The sequence below is a fragment of the Microvirga sp. BSC39 genome, assembly GCF_000739015.1.
Lineage (GTDB): Bacteria > Pseudomonadota > Alphaproteobacteria > Rhizobiales > Beijerinckiaceae > Microvirga.
The window spans coordinates 252626-276895 of record NZ_JPUG01000068.1 but is presented as its reverse complement, the minus strand read 5'-3'; the positions used below and the strand labels follow the sequence as shown (position 1 = coordinate 276895).

General features: G+C 65.4%; 23 protein-coding genes. 16 read left to right on the top strand and 7 right to left on the bottom strand.

Translation table 11 applies throughout. The features are described 5' to 3' along the window. The coding region (locus MA07_RS30940) for an OmpA family protein (RefSeq protein WP_036353546.1) at positions 1-1684 on the top strand (1684 nt) is incomplete at its 5' end. A 52-nt stretch (positions 1685-1736) separates the two neighbouring features. Here MA07_RS30940 and MA07_RS17190 read toward each other — a convergent pair. Further along, positions 1737-3512: an adenylate/guanylate cyclase domain-containing protein gene (locus MA07_RS17190; protein WP_036353544.1), complete on the bottom strand. Its 1776-nt coding sequence runs from the start codon at positions 3510-3512 to the stop codon at positions 1737-1739. A gap of 315 nt (positions 3513-3827) precedes the next feature. On the opposite strand from MA07_RS17190, the gene MA07_RS17185 reads away from it, so the two are divergent. Further along, a complete protein-coding gene (locus MA07_RS17185; protein ID WP_036353541.1) occupies positions 3828-5576 on the top strand; it encodes a methyl-accepting chemotaxis protein in 1749 nt (582 codons plus the stop codon). 101 nt (positions 5577-5677) lie between these two features. Here the strand turns inward: MA07_RS17185 and era are convergent, their stop codons facing one another. The 5 genes from era to MA07_RS17160 all read right to left on the bottom strand — a co-directional run bounded on the left by era (position 5678) and on the right by MA07_RS17160 (position 9424). After that, positions 5678-6595: a GTPase Era gene (era, locus tag MA07_RS17180; RefSeq protein ID WP_036353538.1), complete on the bottom strand. Its 918-nt coding sequence runs from the start codon at positions 6593-6595 to the stop codon at positions 5678-5680. Beyond that, positions 6582-7292, bottom strand: a complete 711-nt coding sequence (rnc, locus tag MA07_RS17175) for a ribonuclease III (protein WP_036353535.1) — start codon at positions 7290-7292, stop codon at positions 6582-6584. The genes era and rnc overlap by 14 nt, the downstream gene beginning before the upstream one ends. A gap of 3 nt (positions 7293-7295) precedes the next feature. Beyond that, positions 7296-8036, bottom strand: coding sequence for a signal peptidase I (lepB, locus tag MA07_RS17170; RefSeq protein ID WP_152568906.1), 741 nt, complete (start codon positions 8034-8036; stop codon positions 7296-7298). Positions 8037-8270: 234 nt separating this feature from the next. Continuing rightward, positions 8271-8669, bottom strand: a complete 399-nt coding sequence (acpS, locus tag MA07_RS17165) for a holo-ACP synthase (RefSeq protein WP_036353529.1) — start codon at positions 8667-8669, stop codon at positions 8271-8273. Next, complete coding sequence (locus MA07_RS17160; protein ID WP_036353526.1) at positions 8666-9424, bottom strand: pyridoxine 5'-phosphate synthase; 759 nt, start codon at positions 9422-9424, stop codon at positions 8666-8668. The genes acpS and MA07_RS17160 overlap by 4 nt, the downstream gene beginning before the upstream one ends. Positions 9425-9564: 140 nt before the next feature. Between MA07_RS17160 and MA07_RS17155 the strand changes: the two genes are divergently transcribed. The 14 genes from MA07_RS17155 to MA07_RS17080 all read left to right on the top strand — a co-directional run bounded on the left by MA07_RS17155 (position 9565) and on the right by MA07_RS17080 (position 22887). Beyond that, complete coding sequence (locus MA07_RS17155) at positions 9565-9816, top strand: hypothetical protein (protein WP_036353523.1); 252 nt, start codon at positions 9565-9567, stop codon at positions 9814-9816. 33 nt (positions 9817-9849) lie between these two features. Continuing rightward, complete coding sequence (locus tag MA07_RS17150) at positions 9850-10179, top strand: hypothetical protein (RefSeq protein WP_036353520.1); 330 nt, start codon at positions 9850-9852, stop codon at positions 10177-10179. A gap of 247 nt (positions 10180-10426) precedes the next feature. Beyond that, a complete protein-coding gene (gene rpsF, locus MA07_RS17140) occupies positions 10427-10831 on the top strand; it encodes a 30S ribosomal protein S6 (protein ID WP_036353515.1) in 405 nt (134 codons plus the stop codon). 2 nt (positions 10832-10833) lie between these two features. Further along, entirely contained in the window at positions 10834-11094 is a 261-nt protein-coding gene (gene rpsR, locus MA07_RS17135) for a 30S ribosomal protein S18 (RefSeq protein WP_036353512.1), read from the top strand. A gap of 124 nt (positions 11095-11218) precedes the next feature. After that, entirely contained in the window at positions 11219-12181 is a 963-nt protein-coding gene (locus MA07_RS17130; RefSeq protein WP_036353509.1) for a DUF2232 domain-containing protein, read from the top strand. Positions 12182-12204: 23 nt separating this feature from the next. Continuing rightward, positions 12205-12771 carry a 50S ribosomal protein L9 gene (gene rplI / locus MA07_RS17125; protein ID WP_036353505.1) on the top strand — a complete coding sequence of 189 codons (567 nt, stop codon included), beginning with the start codon at positions 12205-12207 and terminating at the stop codon, positions 12769-12771. 258 nt (positions 12772-13029) lie between these two features. Beyond that, positions 13030-14523: a replicative DNA helicase gene (locus MA07_RS17120; protein ID WP_036353502.1), complete on the top strand. Its 1494-nt coding sequence runs from the start codon at positions 13030-13032 to the stop codon at positions 14521-14523. After that, complete coding sequence (alr, locus tag MA07_RS17115) at positions 14520-15686, top strand: alanine racemase (RefSeq protein ID WP_081929015.1); 1167 nt, start codon at positions 14520-14522, stop codon at positions 15684-15686. The genes MA07_RS17120 and alr overlap by 4 nt, the downstream gene beginning before the upstream one ends. After that, positions 15686-17089 (top strand): DNA repair protein RadA, encoded by a 1404-nt coding sequence (gene radA / locus MA07_RS17110; protein ID WP_036353499.1) that lies wholly within the window; start codon positions 15686-15688, stop codon positions 17087-17089. Before alr ends, radA begins: the two co-directional genes overlap by 1 nt. A gap of 202 nt (positions 17090-17291) precedes the next feature. Then, entirely contained in the window at positions 17292-18530 is a 1239-nt protein-coding gene (locus tag MA07_RS30935; protein ID WP_244445272.1) for a hypothetical protein, read from the top strand. A gap of 181 nt (positions 18531-18711) precedes the next feature. Beyond that, entirely contained in the window at positions 18712-19728 is a 1017-nt protein-coding gene (locus MA07_RS17095; RefSeq protein WP_036353494.1) for an NADP-dependent oxidoreductase, read from the top strand. A 147-nt stretch (positions 19729-19875) separates the two neighbouring features. Then, entirely contained in the window at positions 19876-20484 is a 609-nt protein-coding gene (locus MA07_RS17090; protein ID WP_036353491.1) for a CvpA family protein, read from the top strand. Between the two features lie 165 nt (positions 20485-20649). After that, positions 20650-22137 carry an amidophosphoribosyltransferase gene (gene purF, locus MA07_RS17085; protein ID WP_036353488.1) on the top strand — a complete coding sequence of 496 codons (1488 nt, stop codon included), beginning with the start codon at positions 20650-20652 and terminating at the stop codon, positions 22135-22137. A 6-nt stretch (positions 22138-22143) separates the two neighbouring features. After that, positions 22144-22887: an SDR family NAD(P)-dependent oxidoreductase gene (locus tag MA07_RS17080; RefSeq protein ID WP_036353485.1), complete on the top strand. Its 744-nt coding sequence runs from the start codon at positions 22144-22146 to the stop codon at positions 22885-22887. Position 22888: 1 nt separating this feature from the next. Here MA07_RS17080 and MA07_RS17075 read toward each other — a convergent pair whose 3' ends face one another. Continuing rightward, the gene (locus tag MA07_RS17075; RefSeq protein WP_036353481.1) at positions 22889-24193 is read right to left on the bottom strand and encodes an SAF domain-containing protein; all 1305 of its coding nucleotides are present in this window, start codon (positions 24191-24193) and stop codon (positions 22889-22891) included. Positions 24194-24270 lie beyond the last annotated feature (77 nt).

Below are 24270 nucleotides of genomic sequence, written 5' to 3'. Positions count from 1 at the left end.
TGGGCCGCGCGGCTCGCGGGCCACCGAATCCGAGGATGCCCCGCCGCCGCGCCGTGGCGCGGCACAACCGGCCGAGCGGCCCACGCCGCCCTCCGGCACGACGCCTGCCACGCCAGCGCGTCCAGCCCAGGGAGAGCCTGCGGAACGCGCCCGTCCGTCCGCCGAGACGCCCGAGCGGCCGGCCCGCCCGGCTGCTCAGGAGCGCGAACGGAACCGTGATCGTCCCGCCGGCGAGCGCGAGCGTCCGCGCCAGCAATCGCCTGCGGCCGAAACGCCGCCCAGCACACCCGCTCCGGCGGCTCAGCCGGCAACACCTCCGGCTCCAGCGGCTCAGCCGGCGACACCTCCGGCTCCGGCCCAGCAGCGGCCTGCCGCAGGAACCCCTCGCCCAGCCGATGCAGAGCAGCCGGCCCGTGCCGGCGACAGCGAGCGGCCCGACCGCAATCGTCCGGACCGTGACCGACAGGATCGCCAGCGCGCCCGCGACCAGCGTCCCGGTCAGGATACGCCCACCACGACCACGGCTCCCACGCCTTCGGCCCCGGCGACAGCCCCGGCTGCTCCGACCACCACGGCACCTGCTACCCCGGCACCTGCTGCTCCAGCGACGGCGCCGACCGCTGCACCCACGGCTCCGGCAGCCCCGGCTCCCGCCGCTCCCGCGACGCGAGCCCAGCCTACGGCTCCCGCGCCGACGGCACCGGCCCAGACTGCGCCTCAGCAGGCAGCTCCTGCCACAGCCCAGCCGCTGGATGCGTCCCGCGTCCGCATCGAGGACCTGCGTCGCGAGCGCCGCGAGCGTCGTGAGGGCGGCCGTCTGATCATCGAAGAGCCCGGCAACCGCACGATCATTCGCCAAGGCGATGAAGTCATCATCCGCCACGACGAGACCGAGCGCTTCCGCCGGACCTATCGCGATGCCGACGTTCGCGTGGAGCGGCGCAGCGGCAACGAGGAGGTCACCATCGTGCGCCGCCCCGACGGTACGGAAATCGTCACGGTTCGGGACGAGTACGGCAACCTCATCCGCCGCGTGAGGCGTGAACCCGCAGGCGGCCGCGAGGTGGTGCTCATCGAGAACCGGCGCGGTGACCGCCGCGCGACGGGTTACGGCTATGTCGAGGAGGACGTCGTGCGCCTGCCGCCGCCCGTCGTCCGTATTCCCCGCGAGGAATACATCGTCGATGTGGAAAGTGCCTCGCAGGAGGATCTGGTCGAGGCCTTCACGGCTCCTCCGGTGGAACGGATCGAACGGTCGTATACCCTCGACGAGGTCCGTCGCAGCCAGCCGCTGCGCGAGCGCATGCGCCGGGTCGACGTCGACACGGTCACCTTCGAGTTCGGCTCCTGGGAGCTTGGCGGCGATCAGGCTGGCGCTCTGACGGGCATTGCCCAGGCGATCAAATCCGCCCTGGCCCGGAACCCGAATGAGATCTTCCTGATCGAAGGCCACACGGATGCGGTCGGCAGCGACGAGGACAACCTCACCCTCTCGGACCGCCGCGCCGAAACGGTGGCGACGATCCTGTCCGAGCGCTTCCAGATCCCGGCCGAGAACCTCACCACCCAAGGTTATGGTGAGCAGTACCTCAAGGTGAGGACGGAAGCCCCGGAGAGGGAGAACCGCCGGGTGGCCATGCGCCGGATCACCCCGCTGCTGCAGGGCCAGAACCAGCAGCAGTGACATCTAAGACCGGGAGGGTGCGCACCCTCCCGGTTTTTCGTTTGGGACAGTCTCACTCCGGCAGGCCCGCCTGTCGCAGCCCCTCCGCGAACCGGCTCATCGCTTCCTTGCTGAAGGCCATCGCCTGGAGAATGTCGGCGATCCGGATTCCGGGATAGCCCTTCACCAGTTCGCCGACGCTGTCCCGCGCCTTATCGAGTTCTCCCGCAAGCGCATAGGCAGGCGCGAGCGTGCGATGGATCCAAGGGGTTTTCGGCTTGCTCATAAGCGCCTTCTCCTGCCATTGCGCGGCAAGATCGTACCGTCTCGCGATGAAGTGGGCGCAGCCGATTCCCATCTCGCAATTGAATGCCATCGGATCGAAGGGGCTCAGGCGCAGGGATCGCTCGAAATGCTCGATCGCGACCTCCGGGTCGTCGTGGTAGTTGTGAAGCCATCCGCTGCGGTTCCAGGCCCAGGCCGAGTTCGGATCCAGCGACAGCGCCCGCTCCAGCATCGACGTGGCGCGCTGGAACTCCCGCGTGATCGTCAGGGCCGCACCGAGCACGGTGAGGATGAAGGGATCCTCGTGGGCCAGGGCCGCTGCCGCCTGGGCTTGTCGCAGGGTCTCGCGCTTGTCCTCTTGAAGGTTCTTCGACCAGTTGTAGACGATGCGCTGACCGCGGCACCAGGCGGCCATGGCCATGGCGAGGGGATAACCCGGATCGAGAAGAAGCGCCTTGTCCAGGAGCCGGGCCGCCTCCTTGTTGGCCTCGTATTCCAGAGCCCAGACATAAGGAAGCGCGCGCATCACGAGATCATAGGCGTCGAGGCTCTCAGGGCGCTTGCGCCTGGCACGCTCGATCTCGGCCGTCCTGATCGACGGCTGGATCGATCCCACGACACTGGCGGTGATCTGGTCCTGGAGATCGAACACGTCCTCGACGACGCCGTCGTAATGCTCGGCCCAGAGATGCATCCCGGTGCTCGCATCGACGAGCTGGGCCGTGATCCGAATTCTTGGACCGGAGCGCCTGACGCTGCCCTCCAGCACATAACGCACGCCCAGCTCCCGGCCGATCTGCTGGACGCTGACGACACGCCCTTTGTAGGCAAAGGTGGAGTTCCGGGCGATGACGAAGAACGACTTGAAGCGCGACAGGGCCGCGATGATGTCCTCGACGATACCGTCGGCGAAGTATTCCTGCTCGGGGTCCTTGCTGATGTTGACGAAGGGCAGGACCGCGATGGAGGGGCCTTCCGGATGAGAGCCGGCGGGCCGGCGCTCCCCCGTCCGCTGCGCCGTATCCATTCCTTCCAGGAGGCAGAAGACCCTGATCGGCCGCCCGATATTCTTGAAGTGGTGCTCGCCCCGATCCTCGAACGCGTAGGCAAGCTTGCCCCTGACCTCCTCGTAGACCTTGCCTGAGAGGCAGATGCCGCCGGGCAGCGCCATCTTCTGCAGCCTGGCAGCCACATTGACGCCGTCGCCGAAGATGTCGCCATCCTCCTCGACCATGATGTCACCGATATTGATGCCGATGCGGAGCTGAAGGGGCTTGGCATCCGCCTTGCCGGAGCTTCGGGCGACCGTCTCCTGAAGATCCATCGCGCACCGTACCGCATCCACGGGGCTTGGGAACTCGACCAGAAAACCGTCACCGATCGTTTTCACCAGCCGCCCGTGATGGGTGCGAATGCGGGGCTCGATGACCTGACGCCGGAGATCCCTGAGGCGGCTGAGCGTGCCTTCCTCGTCTTTGGACATAAGATCGGAATAGCCCACCACGTCAGCGGCAAGGACAGCTGCGAGACGCCTTTGCGCCGTCTGGTCAGAAGGGCTGCTCATGGCCTCTCCGGGACGTCGACGCTGAAACGGCTGGAACGCAACGTCAGGAAGGCTGTGTCCGGAGACAAACCGGCTTTCCATCAACTTTCATGTTAAAGCCCTGCGGTTCATCTGGTTGCGTGGCGGAAGCGCACAAAACGGCGCAAATCAAAGGATTCCGGGCCTTCAGCGATCAATTTTGGCCAAAACGATGCCCCGGCCTGAATGAACAGGTGCATGACCCGACAAATTGAGAGGAATCCTGGTCGGCATTGTCGCTTCGTTAAGGTTTCCAGATGACGCTGCGTTAAGCATGAAAAGAATGGAAGCCCGGCGATGTTTGGTATTCTGCGGCGCGCTCCACACGCGGATGCCCGGAGCGAAACGGTTCAGGTCGGATCGGAGGAAGAAGCGCCCCCGGTCACTCGCGAGAGCCGCCTCGACACCGAGGTGGTGGACTCGCTCGAGGCGGATGTTCTCAAAGCCATCGAGGGCGTCACGCGGGCGATCGCGGTCGCGGCCTCCGACGTGGCTGCGGTGGAGAAGGATCTGGCCGAGATCCGCAGCCATGCCGGCGAGCTTGCCTCCTCGGGCAGGACCGCATCGGCCGAGAGCCTTTCGCTCGCCTCATCGACGGAGGAGCTCGCCGTCACGTCGGCGGAGATCGGCCGCTCCATGGAGCATGCGAGCACGCGGATCGACAGCGCGATCGAAGCCGCCCGGAAGGCCAGCGACCTGATCTTGCAACTATCCACTGCTACGGCGGAAATCGTCGGCATCGTGGACACGATCTCGGCGGTGGCGCGCCAGACCAACCTTCTGGCGCTGAACGCCACCATCGAGGCGGCACGGGCCGGCGAGGCCGGCAAGGGCTTTGCCGTGGTGGCCAACGAGGTGAAGGCCTTGTCTACCCAGACCGGCAAGGCCGCCGACGACATCCGCCTGCGCATCGACCGCCTGCGCGAGACCGCCCAGGCCTCGACGGGCGCCGTGACGGAGGTTGTGGAGGCGGTGCAAGGCGTCCGCCCCGTCTTTGACACGGTGCGCGGCGCCGTCGGGGAGCAGAACGCCGCCATCAGTGAGGCCTCCCGCCTTGCCGGCGTGACATCCTCCAGCGTCGCCAGGGTGAGCGACCGTGCCGGTGACGTGGATTCCATCTCCCTCAACGCGAGCGGCCGCGCCCACGAGGCCGATCAGGCCACCCGGAAGGCGGACGGGTTGGCCAAGGCCCTCGGCCAGCGTTTCGTCACCGTCATCCGCCAGAGCGAGATCGGCGATAGGCGCCGGGCGGACCGGTTTCCCGTCGAACGCCCGGCGACGCTGTGGATCTCCCATCGGAGCGCTTCCTCGCGGCTGATCGACGTCAGCTCCGGCGGCCTGCTGATGGCTGCCATTCCGAACTTCGATGCAAGGCCCGGCCTGCCGGTGGAGATCGACATCCAGCACCTGGGTCGCGTCAGCGCCCGGGTCGTGGCTCTCAGCCCCATGGGCATCCATTGCTGCTTCGACAGGCTCAACGACGAGGCCCGCGCCCGCATCGACGAGTTCGTCGCGCAGGTGGAGACGAGCTACCGGCCGCGCATCCTGCTCGCGCAGGAGACCGCCCGTCAGGTGGAGAGGCTGATCGAGCAGTCCGTCGCGGACGGACAGGTCTCGCGGGATGCGGTCTTCGACACCGATTACCGGCTGATTCCGGGCACGGACCCGGTCCAGTACGGCACGGCCTATCTCCCGGTCTTCGAGAAGCTCCTGCCCTCGGTCCTCGAGAAGGTGCTGGGCACGGATTCAACGATGGCCTTCTGCCTCGCCATCGACCGCAACGGCTACATCCCGGTCCATAACAGGATCTATTCCCAGGCGCAGCGGGCGGGCGATCCCGTGTGGAACGCGGCGAACGCCCGCAACAAGCGGATCTTCGACGACCGCGCCGGCATCACGGCGGCACGCTCCACCCGACCCTTCATCGTGCAGGCCTATGCCCGCGACATGGGCGGCGGCAAGATCGTCATGATGCAGGAGGTGGACGCTCCCATCCGGGTTCTCGGCCGCCACTGGGGCGGCTTGCGAACGGCGTACCGGGCTTAAAGCATCGGACCCATAAGTGGATTTGCACTTTTAGGATCATCCGATGCTTACGCTTTATCCTGGCGCATCGTGTGGACCGGACCCAGGGTCCGCACGATGCGCTAGCCTCCTCGGGGGAACTCCAGGCCCATCTCGCGGTAGCGTTCGGGATCGTCGCTCCAGTTCTCGCGCACCTTCACGAAGATGAAGAGGTGAACGGGCGACTCGGCGATCTCGGCGATCTCCTTGCGGGCCGACTGGCCGATAGCCTTGATGGTCTGTCCACCCTTGCCGAGCACGATCTTGCGCTGGCTGTCGCGTTCCACGAACACGGTCTGCTCGATGCGCACCGAACCGTCGGGCCGCACCTGCCACTGATCCGTCTCAACGGTGGATTGATAGGGCAGTTCCTCGTGAAGACGCTCGTAGATCTTCTCGCGGGTGATCTCGGCCGCCAGCATGCGCAGGGGCGCGTCGGAAATCTGGTCTTCCGGATAGAGCCAGGGGCCCTCCGGCATCATCTGCGCAAGCTGGCGCTTCATGGTCTCGATGCCGTCCCCCTTGAGGGCCGAGATCATGAAGGTATGGGCGAACGGCACCTGCTCGTTGAGCTTGGAGGCCATCTCAAGGAGCCTGGAGCGCTCGATCAGGTCGATCTTGTTGAGGATCAGGACCTTCGGGCGCTTGAGTTCGGGCAGCTTGGCGAGGATCGCCTCGGCCTCCTCGTCGATGCCCTTGCGCACGTCGAGCAGGAGCGCGATCACGTCAGCATCCCCCGCCCCGCCCCAGGCCGAGGTGACCATGGCCCGGTCGAGGCGGCGCTTCGGCTTGAAGATGCCGGGCGTGTCCACGAAAATAAGCTGCGCCTCGCCCTCGATGGCGATGCCGCGCACTAGGGCACGGGTCGTCTGCACCTTGCGGGACACGATGGACACCTTGGAGCCGACGAGCGAGTTCAGCAGCGTCGACTTGCCGGCATTCGGGGCGCCGATGAGAGCGACGAAACCGGCCTTTGTCTGGGTCTGCTCAGGCTGTTCCATGCTCTTCCTCCGTCCAGACGCCCTCTCTCAAGAGAAGGCTTCGCGCCGCCGCCTGTTCCGCGATGCGCTTCGATGTTCCGAGGCCGAACTCGGTTTCCGCGCCCTTCACTTTCACCATCACCCGGAACTTCGGCGCGTGGTCCGGTCCGGTCTGCTCGACGATGGTGTAGGTGGGCGGCGGCAGGCCGCGTCCCTGAGCCCATTCCTGCAGGGCGCTCTTGGGGTCGCGCAACGGACGGCGGGGCGCTTCCAGCAGCGGCTGGAACGCGCGCTCGATCACGCCGCGGGCGGCCTCGTAGCCGCCATCCATGAAGACGGCGCCGATGATCGCCTCGCACACATCCGCCAGGATGGTCTGGTTGCGGCGCTCGCCCGCATGCGCCTCTCCGGCGCCGAGCTTGAGATAGGGCCCCACATCCCACGCGATGGCGATCTCGGCGCAGCTCTCGCGCCGCACCAGCTCCGCCAAACGCCGGGACAGCTCGCCTTCGGGGGCGCCCGGAAAGGTGCGGTAGAGCAGGTCGGCGATGGCGAGGCCGAGCACCCGGTCGCCCAGGAACTCCAGGCGCTGATAGCTTTGCCCGTCCGCCTTGGGAGCGCTGACATGGGTCAGTGCTTCGTCCAGGAGCGCAGGATTCTCAAAGCGGTAGCCGAGCTTGTTAAGAAGCTCGTCGAGGTTCGGCTTACGGCGTGCCACGGGTCAGCGGATCCCCTCGAAGAGGCGATTCCAGCGGATCTTCTGCGGCCATTCCCACGGACGCCAGAGGGACGCGGTCTCGTCGATCGAGAAGAAGATGATTTCGGCGCGGCCCACGAGATTCTCGAACGGCACCTGTCCGACGCTCGCGTCGTCGCGGGAATCGGTGGAGTTGTCGCGGTTGTCGCCCATCATGAAGAAATGGCCGGGCTGCACCGTGTACACATTCGTGTTGTCCCAGTAGCCGCGGTCGTTGTCACGCTCGATGACGTTGTAGGTCACGCCGCCGGGCAGGGTCTCGCGGAACTGGGGCACGCTGACGGTGCGGCCGTACAGGTCGGTGGTCTTGTAGTCCTCCACCCGCTCGCGCTGCACCGGCTGGCCGTTGATGTGCAGCACGCCGCTGATCACCTGGATCTTGTCGCCGGGAAGCCCGATCACGCGCTTGATGTAGTCCGTCGAGTTGTCCTTCGGCAGCTTGAACACCGCAATCTCGCCCCGCTTCGGCTCCGAGCCGAAGATGCGGCCGGAGAAGATCCCCGGGCTGAAGGGAATCGAGTGCTTGGAATAGCCGTAGGAATACTTCGAGACGAACAGGTAGTCGCCGATCAGCAGGGTCGGGATGAGAGAGCCCGACGGGATGTTGAAGGGCTGGAAGAGCACGGTGCGCACCACGACCGCGATTAGAAGGGCCTGGATGATGACCTTGATCGTTTCCCAGAGGCCGCCTTCTTCGTTCTTCACGGTGCTACCTACGTATTTGCCGGTTTTTTCGCTCACGTCACTCGACCTATGCTCATTGGGAGGGGCAGCGCCGGCTGCCTTCCTCTGCTGTGACAGTCGAGAGGGGTTTGCACTCAGCCCCGGGTGCAAGCCTCTCTCGATATCGTCGTTGCGGCACCTGAATGCGACCGGGAAGGCCGCTTTGCCGCGCCATGATCTAACCTAAGCCGCGCCCTGCCGCAACGCAGCCCCGTCTCACGCCGGCAACGCCTCGATGATGACGAAGGCCTGGGCCATGGGCGGGTCGTCCGTCAGGGACACGTGGACGACGGCCTTATGGCCTGCCGGCGTCATGGCCTGCAGGCGCTCCAGGGCCCCGCCCGTCAAGCGCATGGTCGGGCGGCCGCCGGGAAGATTGACGACCTCCATGTCGCGCCAGAAGACCCCATGGCTCAGGCCTGTTCCCAGGGCCTTGGCGCAGGCCTCCTTGGCGGCGAAGCGACGGGCATAAGAAGGAGCCCGGGCGGCGCGGCGGTCGCTCCTGGCCCGCTCGCCCTCCGTGTAGATGCGGTGGGTGAATCGGTCGCCGAAGCGCTCGATGGATTTCTCGATTCGCCGGATGTCGCAGAGGTCGGATCCGATGCCGAGGATCATGCGGGCACCTGTGCCCGGCCCTCGTCCATGGCGGCGCGCATGGTCCGCACGGCCTCGTCGAGCCCCATGAAGATCGCCTCGCCGATGAGGGAGTGGCCGATATTGAGCTCCACGATCTGCGGAATGGCCGCCACGGGCCGGACCGAGACGAGATCGAGCCCATGGCCGGCATGGATCTCGAGCCCGATCCTCGCCCCATGCTCGGCTGCCCGGCGCAGGCGCTCCAGCTCATGGGCGATTCTCGCCTCGTCGCCCTCGACCACGGCCTCGCAATAGGTGCCGGTATGAAGCTCGACCACGGGTGCCTGCAGATCGCAGGCGGCGTCCATGACGTCGGTTTCCGGCTCGACGAAGAGGGACACGCGGATGCCTTCGCTTTTCAGTTCCTGGATCACAGGACGCAGATGGGCATGGCCTCCGATGATGTCGAGCCCCCCTTCCGTGGTGCGCTCCTCACGCTTCTCCGGCACGAGGCAGGCCGCATGGGGGTGAAGCCGCGTGGCGAGGCCCACCATCTCGGAGGTCGCCGCCATCTCGAAGTTGAGCGGCACGAAGAGCTGGCGCTTGAGGCGCTCCATGTCCTGGTCGCGGATGTGCCGCCGGTCCTCGCGCAGATGGGCCGTGATCCCGTCGGCGCCGGCCAGAACCGCCAGATGGGCGGCCCGGATCGGATCGGGGTGGGTGCCGCCACGGGCGTTCCGGACGGTGGCAACGTGATCGATGTTGACGCCGAGGCGAAGAGGAGGAGCTTTCATGAGCCCGTTTGTAGCAGAGAGCGGCGTATTTCCTAGCGCTGGCGGACGCGCACCAGGCTCGTTCAGGCAAAAATTCGTTTGAGGGGGGCCGCCGAAGTCTATAGTAATTACATTACAGATAAATCCAGCGATCCGAGCCTATGCTACGCACTGTCATACTCCTTATTCTCGGCCTTGGGACGGCAGCCTGGCTCTGGCTCCTTGCTACCCTCGTTCTCGCCCCATCGGATTCAGTGGATGCAGGCTGGGCCTTTGCGGCTGCCGCCGTGCCCAGCGCGGCCTTTCTGGCCTTTGCGCTGCCTGCCCTCATCCTTGCTCTGAAAGGACGCCATCTGGGGGGCGCGCTGATCCTGGCGCTGCTATCCCTTATCTCCGGGGTCTTGGTCCTCTGAATCGCTTCCCTACGGTCGCTGGCAGTGGCCTCAATGACGCCTCTCATCCTATTGCCCGTCCTCATCGTCTTTGAGGCGCTTGTCTGTGCTTGGATTTTGGCAAGCGGCATCTCCGCCCAATGGGATGCGGATGGGATCAGCCAAGGCATTGGCGCGATCTACGCCATCGGGGCGGCCCTTGCCTTCCTCCTCTTCGTTCTGCCGGCCTTTATTCTCTGGCGGCGCGATAAACATCCTGCCTTGGCATTTATCCTTGTGCTGGTTCCACTGGTTCCCATGATCACAGTGATAGAACCAATGGTAACCGGCTCGCAATGGTACATATCGTGGTTCGTCTGGCGGCAGGCTCCCTGGCACCGATAGCGCCTTGCCTTTCCGGCGCAAATCGCCTATAGCCCCCGCTTCGCGTTCGCTCCGGCCGGGGGCTGAACGGACGGTATGGCTTGGCCATGCAGGGTTTTCACGAACCCGTCGTCCCGTGTCTCCGCCTTCGACAATCGCTCGGGCCTTGCAGGCTCGAAGGGCTTGGCGCCGATCGGATGCGCGAAACGGCCGAGACACTCCTCAAAACAGTGCAAGGCTTGTCCTCAAACCCTGAGAAAGGCCCATTATGCCTCTCTATGAGCATATCTTCATGGCTCGCCAGGATGTCACCCCGCAGCAGGTCGAGACCATGGTCGACCAGTACAAGGGCGTCATCGAGCAGAACGGCGGCACCGTCGACAAGACCGAGATGTGGGGCGTGAAGTCCCTCGCCTACCGCATCAAGAAGAACCGCAAGGCGCATTTCACGATGTTCAACCTCAACGCTCCGGCTCCGGCCGTGGCCGAGATGGAGCGTCAGATGCGCATCAACGAAGACATCCTTCGCTTCATGACCATCAAGGTCGAAGAGCTCGAGACCGAGCCGTCCGTGATGATGCAGAAGCGCGACCGCGACGAGCGCAAGGACCGCGAGCGCCGTGAGCGCGACGGCGGCGGCTTCGACGGCGCCGGCGAAGGCGAGGAGGCTTAATCATGGCATTTGGTGCAACCGGTGGCGCCGCTGGCGGCGGCCGTCGTCCCTTCTTCCGTCGTCGCAAGACCTGCCCGTTCTCGGGCCCGAACGCGCCGAAGATCGACTACAAGGACACGAAGCTCCTGTCCCGCTACATCTCCGAGCGCGGCAAGATCGTTCCGTCCCGCATCACGGCCGTGTCGGCCAAGAAGCAGCGTGAGCTCGCCCAGGCGATCAAGCGCGCCCGCTTCCTGGGCCTCCTGCCCTACGTGATCCGCTAAAACTCTTTGGCTGCCCGACCCATCGGGCAGCCATTCTCCTTCCAGATCGCCCAGCGGTGAGAATCCGCCGGGTCAGTTGAGGCGATGCCTCTAACCCTGCCTTGAGCAGCGGGACAGCGAGACGATGAATTTTGTAGCAACAGGCATAGGGGCAGGGCTCGTATCGGCCCTCCTGACCGCGGTGATCGTGAAGGCGACCCCGCTGGCGGCCATGCTGTATCTGCTCGCTCCCATTCCCGTTCTGATCGTGTCCCTCGGCTGGGACCACCGCTCCGGCCTCGTGGCTGCCCTCGTGGGCGGCCTCGCCATCGCGCTCATCCTGTCGCCGCTCAGCGGCATCGGCTTCGCGCTCATCACCGCCCTGCCCGCTTGGTGGCTGTCCTACCTCGCCCTGCTCGGACGCCCCGGACAGGACGGCACCATGGAATGGTACCCGGTCGGACGCCTGCTGGCCTGGGCCGCGGCGACCGCTGCCCTGACGATCATTGCCGCAGGCGTGATCTCGACGGGCGGCGACTACTCCGCCTTCGCTCAGAACACCCGCGAGGTGGCGGAGGCCTTCGTGAATGCCCAGTTCGCCGCCACGGGCGAAGGGGCTCTCGATGCCGAGACCCGCGAGCAGCTGATCGCGATCTTCTCGCGCCTGACCTCGTTCCTATCGGCCCAGGGTTTTGTGACCATTCTGGCGCTCTACCTGTGGGCCGCCGGCCGGATCGTCCTGGCGTCCAAGCGCCTGCCGCGCCCTTGGCCGCCGGTGCCGGAACTGGTGATGCCGCGCTCCGCCGCGCTGATCCTGATCGGGGCGCTGATCCTGGCGAACCTCGGCGGCTTCATGGGCGCGCTGGGCATGGCCCTATCGGGCGCCTTCCTGATGGCCTTTGCCCTGCAGGGGCTGGCCGCCGTCCATGACCGCACCCGGGGCAAATCGGGCCGCTCGTTCCTCCTGAGCGCCATGTACGTCCTGATCTTCGTTACTCAGGGCATCCTCATGGTTGCCCTGGCCCTCTTCGGCATCGCCGATTCCACCTTCGGCCTGCGCCGCCGCTTCGGCACGCGACCGAATCCGCCTCCAACCCTTTCCACCTGATCACGAACCTAAAGGAGACAACCATGGACGTTATTCTTCTCGAGCGCGTCGCAAAGCTCGGCCAGATGGGCGAGACCGTGAAGGTCCGTTCCGGCTATGCCCGCAACTTCCTCCTGCCGCGCGGCAAGGCCCTGCGCGCCACCGAGGCCAACAAGAAGCACTTCGACGCTCAGCGCGCCCAGCTTGAGGCCCGCAACCTCGAGCGCCGCAAGGAAGCCGAGACCGTCGGCGAGAAGCTGAACGGCCAGAGCTTCATCATCCTGCGCCAGTCCGGCGAGACCGGCGTGCTCTACGGTTCGGTCTCCACCCGCGACCTCGCCGAGATCATGACCCAGAACGGCTTCACGGTTGACCGCAATCAGATCGCCATCAACCAGCCGATCAAGACCATCGGCCTGCACGCCGTGCCGGTCGCCCTTCATCCGGAGGTCGAGGTCAAGGTGACGATCAACGTCGCCCGCAGCCCCGAGGAAGCCGAGCGTCAGGCACGCGGCGAGGCCGTCACGACCCGCGAGGAGACCAACCTCGACGACCTCGGCCTCGAGGTCGGCGCGGCCCTGGCCGAGGCTGGCGGCGACGACGACCTGTAAGCTGGAGCGGTTGCTCTAGTTCTTGTTTTGTTCTAAAATGACGCTCTCCGTCGATTCGACGGGGAGCGTTTTTTCTTTGGGTTTCAGGCTTGCGGGAGAGTCAAGCTGGGACGCCCGCGAAAAGATGGACGGTGTGAGAATCGAGGACAGCGAGGACAGTTCGGAGGCAAGTCCTCCTTCGTGTCCGCACGGCAACCTTTAGGACACCAATTGCGGTCTAAGAGACTCTAACCCTTCTCCTGTTTCCCGGAGCGCCGGATGGCCACCGCCAACGCCCTGATCGCCCGTCTCGAAGCCGCCGAACCGCAGTTTCGGACGCCCCCCAGCAACATCGAGGCCGAACAGGCCCTGCTGGGCGCGATCCTGGTCAACAACGACGCGTATTACCGTGTCTCCGACTTCCTCGAAGCAGGCCATTTCATCGAGGACCTGCACCGGCGCATCTATGAGGTCGCCACCAGCCTGATCAAGGCCGGCAAGGTCGCGACCCCGATCACCATGAAGACATTCCTGGGTGATCAGGATCTCGGCGGCATCACCGTGTCGCAATATCTCGCGCGTCTCGCCGCCGAGGCGACCACCGTCATCAACGCGGAGGATTACGGCCGCGCCATCTACGACCTCGCGATCCGCCGGAACCTGATCAATATCGGCGAGGACATGGTGAACGTCGCCTTCGACGCGCCCGTGGATTCCTCGCCCCGCGAACAGATCGAGGAGGCGGAGCGGCGCCTCTATGCGATTGCCGAAACCGGCCGCTACGACGGCGGCTTCCAGCGCTTCTCCGATGCGCTCACCGCCGCCATCGACATGGCGGCCGCCGCCTACAAGCGCGAGGGCGCCCTGTCGGGCATCTCCACGGGCCTGAAGGACCTTGACAAGGCGCTGGGCGGCCTGCAGCCCTCCGACCTCGTCATCCTGGCCGGACGCCCTGCGATGGGTAAGACCTCGCTGGTGACGAACATCGCGTTCAACATCGCCAAGGCCTACCGGGCCGAGAAGCAGCAGGACGGCAATCTGAAGACCGTCAACGGCGGCATCGTGGGCTTCTTCTCCCTCGAAATGTCGGCCGAGCAGCTCGCCACCCGTATCATCGCCGAGCAGTCGGGGGTGCCCTCCTACAAGATCCGCCGCGGCGACATGCGCGAGGACGATTTCTACAAGATCACCGAAGCCGCCCGCGAGATGCAGTCGATCCCCTTCTACATCGACCAGACCGGCGGCATCTCCATCGCCCAGCTCGCCGCCCGAGCCCGTCGCCTCAAGCGCCAGCGCGGCCTCGACATTCTCATCGTCGACTACCTGCAGCTCCTCTCCGGCTCGTCCAAGAAGGGCGAGAACCGCGTGCAGGAGCTCACCGAGATCACCACCGGTCTCAAGGCGCTCGCCAAGGAACTGTCCGTCCCCCTGGTCGCCCTGTCCCAGCTCTCCCGTCAGGTGGAATCCCGCGACGACAAGCGGCCGCAGCTCTCCGACCTCCGTGAATCGGGTTCTATCGAGCAGGATGCCGACGTGGTCATGTTCGTCTACCGTGACGAGTACTATCTGAAGAACAAGGAGCCGAAGCCCGGCACCGAGGAATACTTCAAGTGGCAGTCGGAAATGGATCAGGTTCACGGCAAGGCCGAGGTCATCATCGGCAAGCAGCGTCACGGACCGACCGGCACCGTGCAGCTGGCCTTCCAGGCCGACATCACCCGCTTCACCGACCTTGCGGATGAAGACAAACTACCCGAACGGATTGGCGATTGACCGAGCATACCTCTCAGACCGACAGCACCGGCGCCATCCCCGAACAGGCCGCCGGTGGCATCCTTCACATCGACCTCGACGCTCTCGCGGCAAACTGGCGTACCCTGCGCGACCATGCGGGCGGCGCGGAGACGGCGGCCGTGGTCAAGGCGGACGCCTATGGCCTCGGCATCGAGAAGGCTGTGCCGGCCCTCGCCCGCGTCGGCTGCCGCACCTTTTTCGTGGCTCACTTGAGCGAGGCGATCCGCGCCCGCGCGGTTGCCCCTGAAGCGACGATCTATGTGCTGAACGGGCTCTTCTCCGGCACCTGCACGACTTACGCCGAGCACGATCTGCGCCCCGTCCTCGGCTCCTTCGAGGAGATCGAGGAATGGGCCGGGTTCTGCCGGGTGCAATCGCAGAAGCTGAAGGCCGCGATCCATGTGGATACCGGCATGAACCGCCTCGGGCTCCCGGTGCCGCAGGGCCTGACGCTGAAGGATCGTGGCGAGCTTGAGGACTTCGAGATTGCCCTGCTCATGAGCCATTTCGTGAGCGCCGAGGAGAGCGACAACCCGCTCAACGCTCAGCAGATCGAAGCCTTCGAGGCCATCCGCTCCTCGCTGCCGCATATTCCGGCTTCGCTCCCCAATTCCTCGGGTATCTTCCTGCGCGACAAGCCCGGCTACGATCTCGTGCGTCCCGGCTATGCCCTCTACGGCGGCAACCCGACGCCGAGCCGCGACAACCCGATGCGCCCGGTCGTGGGACTCGAAGGCCGTATCGTGCAGCTGCGCTGGGTCGAGGCGGAGCACACGGTGGGCTATAACGGACGCTGGCTTGCGCTCGACAGGCGCCGCATCGCGACGATCTCGGTAGGCTATGCCGATGGCTTTCCGCGCTCGGCGAGCGCAAGAGGTAAAAGCGGCGAGGAATTCCTCGCCGGCACGGCCCTGGTCGCCGGACAAGCCTGCCCGTTCGCGGGCAACGTCTCCATGGACCTGATCACGGTCGACGTCACAGATGTGCCGGAAGCGCAGGTCCAACGCGGCGACACCGTCACGCTGATCGGCGGCGAACTGACCATCGACGAAGTGGGCCGCCGCGCCGGCACCATCGGGTACGAGATCCTCACCAATCTCGGTGCGCGCTACGCCCGTGCCTATCGCGGGGGAGAAGGCTGATGGCCAAGCAGCGTCACCCCGCCTTCACGTGCCAGGAATGCGGCGCGGTCTACAACCGCTGGAAGGGCAAGTGCGAGGCCTGCGGCGGCTGGAACACCATCGTGGAGGAAGCGGGCTCCGCGAGCCCCATGGCAGGCCCCGTGGCCACCCGCCCCTCCCGGGCCAAAGGCCGCATCTTCCCCCTCGAAGGCCTGCAAGGCGAGACCAAGGAAGCCCCGCGCACGCCCTCCGGCATCGCCGAGCTCGACCGGGTCACCGGCGGGGGCTTCGTGCATGGCTCGATCATCCTGCTCGGCGGCGATCCCGGCATCGGCAAGTCCACCATGCTGATGCAGGCCTCGGCGGCGCTTGCCATGCGCGGTGAGCGCGTCGCTTACATCTCGGGCGAGGAGGCAGTGGCCCAGGTGCGCCTGCGGGCCGAGCGTCTCGGCCTCGGCCAAGCCCCCGTCGAGCTCGCCTCCGAGACCAATGTCGAGGACATCATCGCGACCTTAAGCCAAGGCCGGCCGCCAGCGCTCGCCATCATCGACTCGATCCAGACCATGTGGACCGAGACGGTGGAATCCGCGCCCGGCACCGTCACCCAGGTGCGCGGCTCGGCTCAGGCGCTGATCCGCTTCGCCAAGACCACCGGCACGGCCGTCATTCTCGTCGGTCACGTCACCAAGGACGGCCAGATCGCCGGACCCCGCGTCGTCGAGCACATGGTCGATGCTGTTGTGTCCTTCGAGGGCGATACCGGGCACCATTTCCGCATCATGCGCGCCGTGAAGAACCGCTTCGGGCCGACCGACGAAATCGGCGTGTTCGAGATGTCCGATCAGGGCCTGCGCGAGGTGCCGAACCCCTCCGAACTGTTCCTCGCCGGCCGTGACATGGCGACCGCCGGAACGGCGGTGTTCGCCGGCATGGAAGGCACGCGCCCGCTGCTCGTCGAGATCCAGGCCCTCGTCGCGCCATCTTCTCTCGGAACACCCCGCCGCGCCGTAGTGGGTTGGGATCAGAGCCGCCTCTCCATGGTGCTGGCGGTGCTGGAGGCCCATGGCGGCCTGAAGCTCGGCATGCACGACGTCTATCTCAACGTGGCGGGCGGGCTGCGCATCACGGAGCCTGCGGCCGATCTTGCCGCTGCTGCCGCTTTGGTCTCCTCCCTTTCGGGAAATCCCCTGCCGCCGGATACGGTCTATTTCGGCGAGATGGGCCTGTCGGGCGCTATTCGGCCGGTCGCTCAGGAACAGGCGCGACTGAAAGAGGCGGCGAAGCTCGGCTTTTCAAGCGCTGTGTCTCCAGCAGCGCGCAACGACAAGGCTAAGAAGGAAAAACCTTCCCTTGCAACGGCATCAATTGGGCACATCACTGACCTAGTGGCTAACATCGCAGCGCGCCGCCGCAAAGCCTCCTAAGCCCGTTTGCCGAAATGCAAGCGATTAGGGCGCTTTCCAGAATTGACACATTAAAACGTTTCAGACAGAATCTTACCGAACAAACTATCATTGAGGTCTCAATGTTAGTTTACTTTAGATTGCACTCTTTTGAGGCCAACAAATGCCTGTATTACACATTTCAGATTTTGAAATCTACGAAAGTGCTCAGCCTGGATATACAGTGCAGAACCTTTATGTTCGCGACGAGAATGGGCAAGAAGCACTTCCGGGATACACCTTCAAGTTTAATGACGCCCGCTTTTCTTATGATTACCTCGACCACGATCTTATTCTAAACAGGCAAGTCAATTTCGAGGCACTAGGCTCTAAATCATTTACTCTGCAGATCACTGCCGAGAAGGATGGTGAAGCCCCAATCACAAGTGAAGTCACCATCACTGTGATCGACGTCGAGGAAGCTCCATCGAACCTGACGATGAGCGGGGGGACGGCCGCAGAGGATGCAGCGGCCGGAACTGTCGTTGCCACATTGCATGCGATCGATGAGGATGCAGGGGATCAGGAAAATCTCTCCTACGCCTTTGTAACGGACGCTGAAGGCCGAAAAGTCACAACAGACCCGCTTTTCGTGATCGAAGGCAATCAGATCAAGCTCAAGTCCCAGCCTGGGGATGCCAAGGCTGGCACCTATACCTTCTGGGTGAGGGCCTTTGACGATAACAGTGCCGGCACAGAACAGGACATGTGGACCGTTAAGCAGATCACGCTCACCATCACGGATGTCGTCAAAGATCCTGTCGAGCCTGTGAATGTTATCAATGGCGGATCGAAGAACGATAGCCTCACCGGCACGGCCGGGATCGACAGCATCAATGGTGGCGCCGGGAATGACAAACTTTACGGCTACGCCGGGAACGACACGCTGCTGGGTGGGGCGGGCAAGGACACCCTCTACGCCGGTGACGGCAACGACGTTCTCAACGGCGGAGCTGGCAAGGACAAGCTCTATGGCGGCCTGGGTCAGGACACCTTCGTGTTCGACACTGCCGTGAAGAAGGGCCAATTCGACCAGATCTACGACTTCAAGGCTTCTGATGATACGATTCAGATCAGCCTGGCGGCTTTGAAGGCCTTCAAGGTGAAAGGCCCGAAGACAAGCGATGTGCATTCGAAGAAGAGCTCGGATGACAAGGGCAAGCCTGACGACAAAGGCGGCAGCAAGAAGTCCGTCGGGTTCGACAAGCTCTTCGTGAAGGGGCAGAAGCTTCAGAAGAAGTTCTTCAACGTCGGCACCAAGCTGGACGACACGCCGGATGGGTCGAACGACTACATCTTCTACAACAAGAAGAACGGTTTCGTTTACCTAGACGTGGACGGCTCGGGCAAAGGCAAGGGCATCGAGATCCTCAAGGTCAAGCCCGGCACCACGCTCACCGCCGACGACTTCCTATTCATGTAAACTCCCTTAACTGCAAAACCCGAGAGGCTCCGGCGGCAACGCCGGGGCTCTTCTTTTTCTGTATGGCCTGTCTGGCTGAAGCCCTGAGACTTGACGGAGCAGGACGACGCATTGACCTAATGAGACGACACGAGCACGCCCAGGCAGAGTAGCGTGCGAGCCCACGTCAGGAGCCTTATCGGTGACAGAACAGAACCTCCAGATCCTCCTCGCCTCACGTCCCACCGGCCGCCCTTCCCACGACAATTTCAAGTTGGTTCGGACGCCCGTTCCTGTTCCTGGCGAGGGTCAGGTGCTGCTCAAAGTTCGTTACCTCTCCCTCGATCCTTACATGCGGGGGCGCATGAGCGCCGCGAAATCCTATGCGGCCGCGGTGGAAATCGGTGACGTGATGGAGGGCGGCACGGTTGGTGAGGTCCTGGAGAGCCGCCATCCCGACTACAAGCCCGGCGATCTTGTTCTCTCCCACTCCGGCTGGCAGTCCCATGCGGTTGCCGATGCCAAGGCGCTGCGCAAGCTCGACCCGAACCAGGCGCCCGTCACGACGGCGCTCGGCGTCCTCGGCATGCCGGGCTTCACGGCCTATGCGGGGCTTCTCACGCTCGGGCAGCCCAAGCCCGGCGAGACCGTGGTCGTGGCGGCAGCAAGCGGACCTGTCGGCTCGGCCGTCGGGCAGATCGCGAAGATCAAGGGCGCCCGTGCGATCGGGATTGCCGGCGGTTCGGACAAATGCGCGCTGGTGCGGGACGAGTTCGGTTTCGATGCCGCGCTGGACCACCGCTCGCCCACCTTTGCGGAGGACCTTCGGGCGGCCTGCCCCGATGGCATCGACATCTATTTCGAGAATGTGGGCGGCAAAGTCTGGGACGCGGTCTTTCCCCTGCTCAACACCTTCGCGCGCATCCCGGTCTGCGGCCTCGTCGCGCAGTACAACGCCACGGGCGCCTTCGAGGAGCCGGATCGCCTGCCTGTCCTCATGCGCGACGTGCTCACCAAGAGCCTGACCATCCGCGGCTTCATCCAGCGCGAGTTCAGCGACCAGCGCCCTGCCTTCTACCGGGACATGGCCGGCTGGATCGCCGAGGGCCGCGTCAGGTACAAGGAGGATATCGTCCAGGGGCTCGAGAGCGCGCCGGAAGCCTTCATCGGCCTCCTGGAGGGCCGGAACTTCGGCAAGCTGATCATCGACGTCGCCTGAGTTGCACATTGCGGAGGCGGCGCACCCGCCGCTTCCGATGCCGGCTCAACTTCGCCGGGGTGACGAAAGCCTTTCTTAACGCTATAGAGCCAGGCTTCGAACCCGCAAAGGCGGCTCCACCCCTGTTCACCTGCGTAGGCCCGGCCCATGCCCTTTTCCGTTCTGGACCTCGTCGTTATCGGTATCGTCCTGATCTCGGCTCTCCTTGCTGCCGTGCGTGGCTTCACACGCGAGGTGCTCGCCATTGTCGCGTGGGTCGTTGCGGCCGCGGCCGCCTGGTACCTGCACCCGACCGCCCTGCCGATCGCCCAGCAGTACATCAGCAGCAACACGGTGGCGCTCGTGGCATCCATCGGGGCAATCTTCGTCATCACCCTGATCATCGTGTCGATCATCACGGTGCAGATCTCCGACCTGATCCTCGATTCCCGGATCGGCGCCCTCGACCGGACCCTGGGCCTGTTCTTCGGGGCTGCGCGCGGCTTCCTGATCTGCGTGATCGGCTGGGCGTTCCTGGGCTGGCTGCTCCAGGGCAAGGAGCCCGAATGGGCGACGGCCTCCAAGACCCGCCCGGCCATGGAGAACACCCGCGACAACATCATCGCCATGCTGCCGGAAAACGCCGAGGCCCTGATCCAGCGCCTGCGCAACAAGGATGCCGCGCCGACAGACGCCGAGCCGGCCGAGCCCGATCCGCAGCGCCCGGCGGCCCCTGCCGCTCCCGCGGCACCGCAGCCGCCCCAGCGGCGCAGCTGAGCATCGGCCCCAAAAGTGGAATGCACTTTTGGGACCAAGCCGATGCGCCAAGCGTCTGCCAGCGCCCGAGAAACCGGCAGCGTCAGAATAGGCGTTGGCGTTTGGCCTGAGGATGACTACATAGGGGCGGCGCCGGTGCGGGCGCGAATCCCAAAGGTATGATCGATGTCTGCTTTGTCTGAGACGTGGCAGGTCACCGCGAAACAGGTGAACCTCGACCTCGACGGCGATACCCTGCGCGAAGAATGCGGCGTCTTCGGCATCTACGGACACCCGGACGCGGCAGCCATCACGGCCCTGGGCCTCCACGCCCTGCAGCACCGGGGCCAAGAGGCGGCCGGCATCGTCACCTTCAACGGGTCGGTCTTCAACTCCGAGCGCAGGCTCGGCCTCGTGGGCGACAACTTCTCCGACCGGGCGACCATCGAGCGCCTGGAGGGCATCTCGGCCATCGGCCACACCCGCTACTCGACCACCGGCGAGACGGTGCTGCGCAACGTGCAGCCGCTCTTTGCCGAGCTTGACGGCGGCGGCTTTGCGGTGGCCCACAACGGCAACCTGACCAACGGCCTGACCCTTCGCCGCAACCTGATCCGCGACGGCGCGATCTGCCAGTCCACCACCGACACGGAGGTGATCGTCCACCTGGTCGCCCGCAGCCGCAAGGACCGGGTCATCGACCGCTTCGTCGAGGCGATCCAGAAGATCGAGGGCGCCTTCGCCCTGGTGGCGCTCACCAACAAGAAGCTGATCGGCGCCCGCGACCCGCTGGGCATTCGCCCGCTGGTGCTGGGCGAGCTCGACGGCCGCTACATCCTCGCCTCCGAGACCTGCGCCCTCGACATCATCGGCGCCCGCTTCGTCCGCGACATCGACAACGGCGAATGCGTGGTGATCTCGGACGAGGGCATCGAGTCCTTCCGCTACGCGCCGGAGGTGGCGCCCCGCCCTGACATCTTCGAGTACATCTACTTCGCCCGGCCCGACTCCGTCGTGAACGGCCGCAGCGTGTATGAAATCCGCAAGGGCATGGGCCGCGAGCTCGCTCTCGAATCTCCCGCCAACGCGGACGTGGTGATCCCGGTGCCGGATTCCGGCGTGCCGGCCGCGCTCGGCTATGCCCAGACCTGCGGGCTTCCCTACGAGCTCGGCATCATCCGCAACCATTATGTCGGCCGCACCTTCATCCAACCGACCCAGTCGGTACGCGAGCTCGGCGTGCGCATGAAGCACTCGGCCAACCGCGCGGCCATCGCGGGCAAGCGCATCGTGCTCGTGGACGACAGCCTCGTGCGCGGCACCACCTCGGTGAAGATCGTCCGCATGATGCGCGAGGCCGGGGCCAAGGAGGTGCATTTCCGCATCTCCAGCCCGCCGATCACGCACCCGGACTTCTACGGCATCGATACGCCCGAGAAGGAAAAACTGCTCGCCGCCACGCACGACCTGGAGCAGATGCGCCAGTATATCGGGGCGGATTCGCTTGCCTTCCTGTCCATCGAGGGCGTGTATCGCGCCATGGGCGAGACGGGCCGCAACCCGGCGCAGCCGCAATTCACCGACCATTGCTTTACGGGCGACTACCCGACGCGGCTGACGGACCTCACCGTCGCCACCCCGCGCCGTCTCGCGGTTCTCGCCGAAGCCGACTGAGGAACCATGGACAAGCCCCTTCAGAACCGCGTCGCGGTCGTCACCGGCGCCTCGCGCGGCATCGGCCGCGCGGCGGCTCTTGCCCTGGCCGAGGCCGGCGCGCATGTGATTGCGCTGGCCCGCACGCAAGGAGCCCTCGAATCCCTCGACGACGAGATCCGCGCCAAGGGCGGCTCCGCCACCCTGGTGCCGGTGAACCTGAAGGACCTCGAGGCCCTCGACCGCCTGGGCGCCGCGATCTACGAGCGCTGGGGCAAGCTCGACATCCTCCTCGGCAATGCCGGCCAGCTCGGAGAGCTTGCGCCGCTCGCCCATATCGACCAGCCGGTCTGGGATGAGGTGATGGCGGTGAACGTCACGGCCAATTACCGCCTGATCCGCTCCCTCGATCCGCTGCTGCGCGCGTCTGACGCCGGCCGCGCGATCTTCATCACCTCGGGCGCCGCCCACAAGCACACGGCCTATTGGGGTGTCTACGCGGTCTCGAAGGCGGCGCTGGAAGCCCTGGTGCGCACCTATGCGGCCGAGACGGTGAAGACCCCGGTCAGAGTGATGCTGCTCAACCCCGGCCCGTTGCGCACCAACATGCGCCGCGCCGCCATGCCCGGCGAGGATCCGCTGACCCTCAAGACCCCGGAGGAGCTCGCCCCGCACATCGTGAAGCTCGCCCTGCCCGCTTGGGATCAGACCGGCAAGATCTACGACTTCACGCAGGACGGCAAAGTCATCGAGCCGCAGCCGCCGGCTTAAATCAGCCGAAGCGCTCCATCATCTCCCGGCGCACCCGGACAGCGAGTCGCTCGGCATCGAGAGCCACGTCGTCCTCCGTCACCATGGTGCCTGCGGCGACATCACGGGTAAGGCGCACGCCGTGCGCCAGCCCGACCGGCAGCATGCGCCCGGCTTTGCTGCGGGAGGCCGGTGCGAGGCGGCCATAGACCGTGTAGCCGCCCTCCCCGTCCAGCATCTCGCCCGCCTTGAGATCGCGCTTGGCCACCGCCACCGCGTCGCCGCGCCAGGCGCGGGTGGAGCCCGTCGGCTCGCCGCGCAGGGCCGCGCTCAGCACCGAAATCGACAGCTCCAGGCCGATCAGGTGGAACGGCTTGTACATGGCGGCATAGCGGCCGGTGGAATCGACCGGCAGGCCGTATTGCCTGAAGCAGGCGGCGGCATAATCGTTGGGGGCTTTGAGCACCACATAGACGCCCCAGCGCAGGTCGCGGAACACGGGCCGCCCATCGCGTTCGAGCGAGGACACCACCTCGACCATGCCGTCACGATCGAGGTGCCCGCCGACGCTCCTCGGCCGCAGCACATGGGCGAGATCGTCGACCCCACAGGGCGGGAAGCTCAAGCCCTCCTCCGGCACGTCGAGGTCGCAGGCATTGGCGATGGCCGCCATCTCGATGGCCGACTTGGTGCCGTCGAGGAACGAGTTGAACATCTGCGGGTTCATGCCCCCGGCCTTGGCCTGCTCAGGACTCAGGCCGTAATGGGTCCAGACATCGTCCGGCGTGACCTGGTGATAGACAGGCAGGTACTTGGTGCCCTTGCCGGCGGCCGCCACCGTAAAGCCTGCGGCCCTGGCCCAGTCGACCATCTCGGCCACCAGCGCCGGCTGGTCGCCATAGGCCATGGAATAGACCACGCCCCGCTCCCTGGCCCTCTCGGCCAGCAGCGGCCCCGCCAGCACGTCCGCCTCAACGTTGACCATGACGATGTGCCGGCCCGCCTCGATGGCGGCAAGCGCATGGCGAATGCCCGCCTCCGGGTGGCCTGTGGCCTCGATCACCACCGCGACATCGTCCGCTCGGCAGGCCTCGATCCCGTCGGCCACGAAGCGCGTGCCGGCGATCCGCGCCTCCTCCCAGCCGACATTGCGGCAGGCCTCCCGGGCCCGGTCCGGGTCGAGATCGGCGATCACCGCCACATCGAGCCCCGCAATGGTCGGCACCTGGGCGAGGAACATGGAGCCGAATTTGCCTGCGCCGATCAGCGCCACGCGAACGGGCCTGCCGGCGTCGGAGCGCTGGCGCAGCAGGGCGGACAGGTTCATGGGCGGCGCCTCTCGTCGTGGGTTTCCTCGACGGCAAGGCTCGGAGCTGCGCTCCTGGCTGTCAATGACCTCTTCTG

What these genes read in the sequence shown, in the direction of transcription:
- MA07_RS17190 (WP_036353544.1), bottom strand. Translation starts at nt 3,512, where the DNA reads ATGAGCAGCCCTTCTGACCAGACGGCGCAAAGGCGTCTCGCAGCTGTC.
- purF (WP_036353488.1), top strand. Translation starts at nt 20,650, where the DNA reads ATGTCTGCTTTGTCTGAGACGTGGCAGGTCACCGCGAAACAGGTGAAC.
- MA07_RS17090 (WP_036353491.1), top strand. Translation starts at nt 19,876, where the DNA reads ATGCCCTTTTCCGTTCTGGACCTCGTCGTTATCGGTATCGTCCTGATC.
- era (WP_036353538.1), bottom strand. Translation starts at nt 6,595, where the DNA reads ATGGAACAGCCTGAGCAGACCCAGACAAAGGCCGGTTTCGTCGCTCTC.
- MA07_RS17130 (WP_036353509.1), top strand. Translation starts at nt 11,219, where the DNA reads ATGAATTTTGTAGCAACAGGCATAGGGGCAGGGCTCGTATCGGCCCTC.
- rpsR (WP_036353512.1), top strand. Translation starts at nt 10,834, where the DNA reads ATGGCATTTGGTGCAACCGGTGGCGCCGCTGGCGGCGGCCGTCGTCCC.
- rpsF (WP_036353515.1), top strand. Translation starts at nt 10,427, where the DNA reads ATGCCTCTCTATGAGCATATCTTCATGGCTCGCCAGGATGTCACCCCG.
- acpS (WP_036353529.1), bottom strand. Translation starts at nt 8,669, where the DNA reads ATGATCCTCGGCATCGGATCCGACCTCTGCGACATCCGGCGAATCGAG.
- MA07_RS17185 (WP_036353541.1), top strand. Translation starts at nt 3,828, where the DNA reads ATGTTTGGTATTCTGCGGCGCGCTCCACACGCGGATGCCCGGAGCGAA.
- MA07_RS17155 (WP_036353523.1), top strand. Translation starts at nt 9,565, where the DNA reads ATGCTACGCACTGTCATACTCCTTATTCTCGGCCTTGGGACGGCAGCC.
- MA07_RS17120 (WP_036353502.1), top strand. Translation starts at nt 13,030, where the DNA reads ATGGCCACCGCCAACGCCCTGATCGCCCGTCTCGAAGCCGCCGAACCG.
- MA07_RS17075 (WP_036353481.1), bottom strand. Translation starts at nt 24,193, where the DNA reads ATGAACCTGTCCGCCCTGCTGCGCCAGCGCTCCGACGCCGGCAGGCCC.
- MA07_RS17080 (WP_036353485.1), top strand. Translation starts at nt 22,144, where the DNA reads ATGGACAAGCCCCTTCAGAACCGCGTCGCGGTCGTCACCGGCGCCTCG.
- MA07_RS17160 (WP_036353526.1), bottom strand. Translation starts at nt 9,424, where the DNA reads ATGAAAGCTCCTCCTCTTCGCCTCGGCGTCAACATCGATCACGTTGCC.
- rplI (WP_036353505.1), top strand. Translation starts at nt 12,205, where the DNA reads ATGGACGTTATTCTTCTCGAGCGCGTCGCAAAGCTCGGCCAGATGGGC.
- MA07_RS17150 (WP_036353520.1), top strand. Translation starts at nt 9,850, where the DNA reads ATGACGCCTCTCATCCTATTGCCCGTCCTCATCGTCTTTGAGGCGCTT.
- radA (WP_036353499.1), top strand. Translation starts at nt 15,686, where the DNA reads ATGGCCAAGCAGCGTCACCCCGCCTTCACGTGCCAGGAATGCGGCGCG.